This window comes from Mycobacterium sp. (assembly GCF_049278535.1).
In the GTDB taxonomy this organism is placed as follows: Bacteria; Actinomycetota; Actinomycetes; order Mycobacteriales; family Mycobacteriaceae; genus Mycobacterium.
On the sequence record NZ_JBAPMI010000280.1, the window covers coordinates 1 to 7094 of the forward strand.

At 66.2% G+C, this 7094-nt stretch carries 7 protein-coding genes and 1 pseudogene; 6 read left to right on the plus strand and 2 right to left on the minus strand.

Annotation, left to right across the window (positions count from 1 at the left end; genetic code table 11):
• Positions 1–427, plus strand: a 427-nt coding sequence (locus tag WAO18_RS18805) for a glycerate kinase (RefSeq protein ID WP_422207745.1), incomplete at its 5' end; no start/stop codon positions are given.
• A gap of 77 nt (positions 428–504) precedes the next feature.
• Positions 505–861: a HesB/IscA family protein gene (locus tag WAO18_RS18810; RefSeq protein ID WP_422207746.1), complete on the plus strand. Its 357-nt coding sequence runs from the start codon at positions 505–507 to the stop codon at positions 859–861.
• Positions 862–877: 16 nt separating this feature from the next.
• On the opposite strand, the gene WAO18_RS18815 is transcribed toward WAO18_RS18810, so the two are convergent.
• Positions 878–1522 carry a hypothetical protein gene (locus tag WAO18_RS18815; protein ID WP_422207747.1) on the minus strand — a complete coding sequence of 215 codons (645 nt, stop codon included), beginning with the start codon at positions 1520–1522 and terminating at the stop codon, positions 878–880.
• Positions 1523–1675: 153 nt separating this feature from the next.
• Between WAO18_RS18815 and WAO18_RS18820 the strand changes: the two genes are divergently transcribed.
• Positions 1676–2653 carry a carbohydrate kinase family protein gene (locus tag WAO18_RS18820; RefSeq protein WP_422207748.1) on the plus strand — a complete coding sequence of 326 codons (978 nt, stop codon included), beginning with the start codon at positions 1676–1678 and terminating at the stop codon, positions 2651–2653.
• Positions 2654–2716: 63 nt separating this feature from the next.
• On the opposite strand, the gene asnB is transcribed toward WAO18_RS18820, so the two are convergent.
• Positions 2717–4666 carry an asparagine synthase (glutamine-hydrolyzing) gene (gene asnB / locus WAO18_RS18825; protein ID WP_422207749.1) on the minus strand — a complete coding sequence of 650 codons (1950 nt, stop codon included), beginning with the start codon at positions 4664–4666 and terminating at the stop codon, positions 2717–2719.
• Positions 4667–4863: 197 nt separating this feature from the next.
• Between asnB and WAO18_RS18830 the strand changes: the two genes are divergently transcribed.
• From WAO18_RS18830 to WAO18_RS18840, 3 genes and pseudogenes are all read left to right on the plus strand, one after another.
• Complete coding sequence (locus WAO18_RS18830; protein ID WP_422207750.1) at positions 4864–5940, plus strand: cytochrome c oxidase subunit II; 1077 nt, start codon at positions 4864–4866, stop codon at positions 5938–5940.
• Between the two features lie 9 nt (positions 5941–5949).
• Positions 5950–6369: a cytochrome c oxidase subunit 4 gene (locus tag WAO18_RS18835; RefSeq protein WP_422207751.1), complete on the plus strand. Its 420-nt coding sequence runs from the start codon at positions 5950–5952 to the stop codon at positions 6367–6369.
• A gap of 183 nt (positions 6370–6552) precedes the next feature.
• Positions 6553–7094: pseudogene (locus WAO18_RS18840) on the plus strand (hypothetical protein); the annotation flags it as partial.

The window sequence follows — 7094 nt, forward strand, 5'->3', positions numbered from 1 at the left end:
GGTCAGTGCGGAGTCGGGTGCCGGGGCCGCCGGCGGAATCGGTGCGGCGCTGCTGGCGCTGGGCGGCCGCTGCGAGTCGGGGGCGGCGATCATCGCCGAGCACACCGATCTGGCCGGTGACCTGGCCACGGTTGATCTGGTGATCACTGGTGAGGGGAAATTCGACGACCAGTCCCTGCGCGGCAAGGTGGTCGGTGCGCTGGCCGCGGCGGCGCGATCGTCGCACAAACCGGTGGTGGTGTTGGCCGGCCAGGTCACCCTGGACGACCGCGCCTTTCAGTCGGCAGGCATTCTGGCGGCCTACGCGGTCGCTGATTATGCCGGCTCGGTGCGGCTCGCCCTGGCCGACGCCGCCAACCAGCTGATGGGGCTGGCCTCGCAGGTGGCGGCGCGACTCGGGAATACCGGCGCAACAAGGTACCTTTGAGGAGATGGGTTTATTCGCCCGCGGCCAACGCCCGGCGACCAGCCGTCCACGGACCCGAGAACTTACAGGGAGAAGCAATGACTGTTCAGGAAGAGTCGACCGCCACAACCCACGGCGTGATCTTGACCGACGCCGCGGCAGCCAAGGCTAAGTCACTGCTGGATCAGGAGGGACGCGACGACCTGTCGCTGCGGATCGCCGTCCAGCCCGGGGGATGCGCCGGTCTGCGCTACAACCTGTTCTTCGACGACCGCGCGCTCGACGGTGACCTCACCGCCGACTTCGGCGGTGTGAGGTTGACCGTCGACCGGATGAGCGCGCCGTACGTGCAAGGCGCCTCCATCGACTTCGTCGACACCATCGAGAAGCAGGGCTTCACCATCGATAACCCGAACGCCACCGGGTCCTGCGCCTGCGGGGACTCCTTCAACTGACGCTTGGTCGGCGTCGCTAAAACTCACCTGCTGTTCGCAGCACGTACGAGCACACCAGAATCTTGTTGTGTTGCCTCAGCAGTTGCGCGATGCCCTGAACCTGGTTGCGCGTGCTGCCGCCGGTCGGTGGCTGGACGCGCATGCTGAACAGCACCTGGGCCTGATAGTCCGACCAGTACACGATCTTGTCGATCGACGTGACCTGCGCTTCGGAGAACTGCTTGCGGAACGCGTCGCTGCTGAGTTTGGCCAGCGCCTCGTCGGTCCGCCGGTCCCGCACGGCGTCGTAAATGCCGCACAGCGTGTTACGGGCAATGGCTTCGGTGTCGCGATGCTCGAGGGCATCCAGGTAGCCCTGGATCGCTGACGTGGCCGTCGCGGCGGAGAACGCGCCGGGCGCGGGTGTCGGCGCACTGCGCGATCCGTACACGATCGCCGCGGCTGCCGCGGCGATCGCCAGCACGGCCACCGCTGCGCCGACGAACAGCCGTCGACGGCGGGGCGGTTTGGGGTAGGGCAGCGGCGGCGGCAACGGTCTCGGATAGCCCGGGGGCGGGGGTGGATATCCCGGCGGGGTCGGAATGGGTTCGCTGGGATGGGAGTCGGAGAACGGCGATCCGTCGGCCCCCAGACGGTGGTCCGACGAGTACGGACCGGGCATAACTGGATCTCCTCGGATAGCGGACTCGACGACCGACATCGCCGTCAGGCTCTCCCAGGGAGGCTAGCGGGCGCCCGCCCACGGTGCAGAGCCGACCATGGCCGCGGGTACGCTTAGCTAGCCGAACTTCGGAAATTGAAGGGGTGGAATTTCGTGACGATTGCGGTAACCGGTTCTATTGCCACTGACAATCTGATGCGGTTTCCGGGTCGATTTTCCGAACACCTGCTGGCCGAGCACCTGCAAAATGTGTCGCTGAGCTTCCTGGTCGACGACCTGGTGATCCACCGCGGCGGAGTAGCCGGCAACATCGCGTTCGCCATCGGCGTGCTGGGCGGCGACGTGTCGCTGGTGGGAGCCGCCGGTGACGACTTCGTCGGCGACTACGGCAAGTGGCTGCAGTCCCACGGCGTCAACACCGACCATGTGCTGATCTCGAAATCCGCGCACACCGCGCGTTTCGTCTGCACCACCGACGAAGACATGGCCCAGATCGCGTCGTTCTACCCGGGTGCGATGTCCGAGGCCCGCAACATCAAGCTCGCTGACCTGGTTTCCGCGAGCGGCAAGCCGGATCTGGTGATCATCGGGGCCAATGACCCCGAGGCGATGGTGGTGCACACCGAGGAGTGCCGCAAGCTCGGCCTGGCGTTTGCCGCCGACCCGTCCCAGCAGCTGCCCCGGCTGTCCGGTGAGGAAATCGACAAGCTCGTCGACGGCGCCGAGTACCTGTTCACCAACGACTACGAGTGGGAGTTGTTGCAGTCGAAGACCGGCTGGTCGGAGGCCGACGTGATGGGCAAGGTCGGTCTGCGGGTGACCACGTTGGGCGCCAAGGGCGTCGACATCATCGACCGCGACGGGACCACCATCCACGTCGACGTGGTGCCGGAGACCAGCCTCACCGACCCGACCGGTGTCGGCGACGCGTTCCGTGCGGGTTTCCTGACCGGACGCAGCGGTGGTCTCAGCCTGGAGCGCTCGGCGCAGCTGGGTTCGCTGGTCGCGGTGCTGGTTTTGGAGTCCACCGGGACCCAGGAGTGGCAGTGGGACCGCGAGGTCGCCAAGACGCGGTTGGCCGACGCCTACGGCGACGAGGCTGCCACCGAGATCGCTGCCGTACTGGCCTAGCGGCGATCGCAAGCGCGGCTGGAGGCCGGGCGTAGCGGGTCGCCGGCGAGTGGCTGAGCCCTGTTAAAGCTGCACGGGATATTGGGGCTCGCTGATCTGCGGCACCACGCTGTGCTCGACGAAGATCGCGTGCCACAGCATGAAGATCAGCACCGTCCACAGCCTGCGGCTGTGATCGGCTGTGCCGCAACGGTGCTCGTCTAGCATTCGCCGAACAGCCGACGCGTCGATCAGGCTGTCGGTGGCCGACGCATCCACCATTTCGTGCGCCCATTCCAGCAGCGGGCCGGCGCGCAACCAATGTCGGATCGGCACCGGGAAGCCGAGTTTCGGCCGGTTCAGCACATGCGGCGGGACGATTGGTTCCAGTGCACGGCGCAGCGCGTACTTGGTGGTGGTGCGGGTGATCTTGGCATCGATCGGCAGCTTGGACGCGACGGCGAACACCTCGGGATCCAGGAACGGGACTCGCAGTTCCAGCGAGTTCGCCATCGTCATCTTGTCGGCCTTGACCAGGATGTCGCCGCGCAACCAGGTGAACAGATCGATGTGCTGCATGCGGGCCACCGGATCCCAGTCGGTCGACTCGGCGTAGATCGGTGCCGTGATGTCGGTGTGGGTCCACTCCGGACGGAATCCAGCCAGCACGTCGCGCAACTGCGCATCGGAGAAGCTGCGGGCGTTGCCGTAATACCGCTGTTCGAGCGTCAGTGATCCGCGGTGTAGCAGGCTTTTACCCCGCATGCCTTCCGGCAGCGGCTTGGACAGCGTCCCCATCGAGCGCCGAAGCGGCTGGGGCAAGTAGTCGAAAGGCTTGAGCGACAACGGTTCCCGGTAGATAGTGTAGCCGCCGAACAGCTCGTCGGCGCCCTCGCCGGAGAGCACCACCTTGACGTGCTTTCGCGCCTCGCGGGCAACGAAGAACAGCGGCACCAGTGCCGGGTCGGCCACCGGTTCGTCGAGATACCAGACGATCTCGGGTAGCGCGGCGACGAACTCGTCGGGAGCGACCACCTTGGCGATGTGGCGCGCGCCGATCGCCTCGGCCGACGCTACCGCGACGTCGATCTCGGAGAACCCCTCGCGCTCGAAGCCGGTGGTGAAGGTGATCAGTCGGGGGTTGTGCCGGATGGCCAGCGCCGCGATCGCGGTCGAGTCGATGCCGCCGGACAGAAAGGCGCCGACGGTGACGTCGGCGCGCATGTGCTTGGCCACCGAGTCCTCTAGGACTGCGGTGATCTCGTCGTAGCGGGCCTGCTCGGTGCCACGGGAGATCGGCAAGACATCGAAGCGCGGCACGAAGTAGCGGGTGGTCTGCGGGGTTTGGCCGGGTCGGATGCGCGCATAGCAGCCCGATTCCAGCCGGCGAACGCCGCGATGCAGTGTCTCTGGTTCGGGCACGTACTGCAGCACGGTGTAGTGCTGGACGGCACGGTCGTCGATCGTGGTGTCGAATCCCACCAGGTCGGCCAGTTCCAGCAGGCATTTCTTCTCGCTGGCAACCGCGGTACCACCTGGGCCGGTCGCGATGAAGAGCGGCTTGATGCCGAACGGGTCTCGGGCGCAGAACAATTCGCCGGACACGGTGTCCCAAAGCGCGAACGCGAACATGCCTCGCAGTCGACTCAGCGCGTCGGCGCCCCAATAGTGATAGGCGGCGACGATGGCCTCGCCATCACCGTCGGTGGCGAACACGGCGCCATGCCGCTCGGCGAGTTCGGCGCGCAATTCCAGGTAGTTGTAGATCTCACCGTTGAACACCAGCTCGTAGCGGTCGGGGCTTTCCGGCGGACCCCAGCGCAGCGGTTGATGCGAATGCGCGATGTCGATGATCGACAGCCGGTTGAAACCGAACACGACGGTCCCCGCCGAGTCGGCCCAGGTGCCGGGTTCGTCGGGTCCGCGGTGGCGCATCAGGTGCGATGCCTGTGCGATGGCCTCAGCGGTGGCGCGCGTGCTGTCCGACGGCTCGGCGCCGGCCACGGCAGCCACGAAGGCCAGCAGTCCACACATCGCCGCTCAGTATGCCGCAAAGCGGCGTCGCTCATCGATGCCGCAAAGCGGTGACCAAAAAGGGGCGGGCCTGCAGACGGCTCCGCTGCGTGCGTGGTCTACGCTGCGTAGTATTCGACGTGCGAGTCCGCCGACAGTCCCCTCGACCGGGGGATGCGCGAGGTCGGCCCAGCTTGCGATTCTCAGGAGGCGCGACCGTGACATCTCGCGGGCCAGGCTGTTCGCAGGGCTTGTTGAAGAGCCGTTCGGCAGGTTTCCGTCGGCTGCGGATGCCGGCGCTGGCCGGCATGCTGGGCCTGCTGGCGGTGTCCCTGAGCGGATGCAGTTGGTCGGATGCCATGGCGTTGGGTTGGCCGCGCGGCATCACCGAAGAAGGCGACTGGAACCGGCAGCTGTGGATCGGCGCGGTGATCGCCTCCCTGGTGGTCGGCGTCCTGGTCTGGGCCCTGATGTTCTGGTCGATGGCTTTCCACCGCAAGAAGGCCACCGACACCGAGTTGCCCCGTCAGTTCGGCTACAACATGCCGCTGGAGCTGGTGCTCACCGTGACCCCATTCCTGATCATCTCGGTGCTGTTCTACTTCACCGTGGTGGTGCAAGAGAAGATGCTGCACCTGGCGTCCGACCCCGAAGTCGTCGTCGACGTCACCTCGTTCCAGTGGAACTGGAAGTTCGGTTACCAGAAGGTCGAATTCAAGGACGGCACCCTGAAGTACGACGGAGCCGACCCCGCTCGCAAGGCGGCCATGGTCTCCAAGCCCGAGGGCAAAGACAAGCACGGCGAAGAGCTGGTCGGCCCAGTCCGTGGGCTCAACACCGAGGACCGGACCTACCTCAACTTCGACAAGGTGGAGACGGTCGGTACCAGCACCCAGATTCCGGTACTGGTGCTGCCCGCGGGCAAGCGGATCGAGTTCGAGCTGGCGTCGGCCGACGTGGTTCACGGGTTCTGGGTGCCGGAATTCCTGTTCAAGCGCGACGTGATGCCCGACCCCGCGGCCAACCACTCGGTCAACCGCTTCCAGGTTTCGAAGATCGACCGGACCGGGGCATTCGTGGGTCGCTGCACCGAAATGTGCGGCACCTATCACTCGATGATGAACTTTGAGGTCCGGGTGGTTCAGCCCAACGACTTCAAGGCCTACCTGCAGCAGCGGATCGCCGGGAAGACGAACGCCCAGGCATTACAGGCCATCGCGCAGTCTCCGGTCGCAGTCACCACCCACCCGTTCGACACCCGCCGCGGCGAGATGGCGCCCCAAGCGAGTAAGTAGGGAAACTCCATGCACATCGAAGCCAGGCTGTTCGAATTCGTGGCGGCGTTCTTCGTCTTCTGCACGGTGCTCTACGGCGTGCTGACCAGCCTGTACGCCACCGGCGGTATCGAGTGGGCCGGTACCACCGCGCTGGCGCTGACCAGCGGTATGGCCTTGATCGTGGCGACGTTCTTCCGGTTCGTGGCCCGCCGGCTCGACACTCGGCCCGAAGACTACGAGGGCGCCGAGATCAGCGACGGCGCAGGAGAACTGGGCTTCTTCAGCCCGCACAGCTGGTGGCCGATTCTGATCGCGCTGTCCGGTTCGGTGGCGGCGGTCGGCATCGCCTTGTGGCTGCCGTGGCTGATCGGCGCCGGAGTTGTGTTCATCCTGAGTTCGGCGGCCGGGTTGGTCTTCGAGTACTACGTGGGTCCCGAGAAGCACTAGCCGGCGCAGCCAAGGTCACAATCAGGGCATCAGTTGATCCGCGACCGGGTCGCCCAGAATGTCGCGCGAGATCCGGTTGGGTAGGGTTTTCCGAGGCATATTGAGGAACATCGGAGCGCGCGCCCGACACCACAACCGCGGTGCTGCGTACGCCGATGGAGTAGTCGAACAGGACAGACGATCATGAGCGGGCCGAAACCACCAGGACCGGAGTCCGAAGAACTCGGACCCGGTGTCGAGGCCAGCCAAGGCGGCAGCGAATCCGACGGGGGCGGCAGCGAATTCCGTGCGGAGTCGGCGGGGGAGTCCGACGCAGACGGCCAGACCGACGTCTATTCCCGGGCCTACTCGGCTCCGGAGTCCGAGCATTTCAGCAGCGGCCCCTACCTGCCGGCCGAACTGGACCTCTACGACTACGACAACTACGGCGAAGCAGCCCCGCACGAGGAGGAAGCGCGCACTGCCCGCTGGCCGTGGATCGTCGGCATCTCGGCGATCGTCGCCGCGATCGCCCTCGTAGTCTCGGTGTCGCTGCTGTTCGCGCGCACCGACACCACCAAGTTGGCCACACCCAGCACCGCGCCGTCGTCGACGCCGCCGATGCAGGACGAGATCATCGTCACAACGCCGCATGCGCCGCCGCCGTCGTCCAGTGCCGCGCCACCGCCTCCGCCGTCCAGCGAGGTGCCGCCACCGCCGCCACCTCCTCCGCCGCCGGCCAGTCC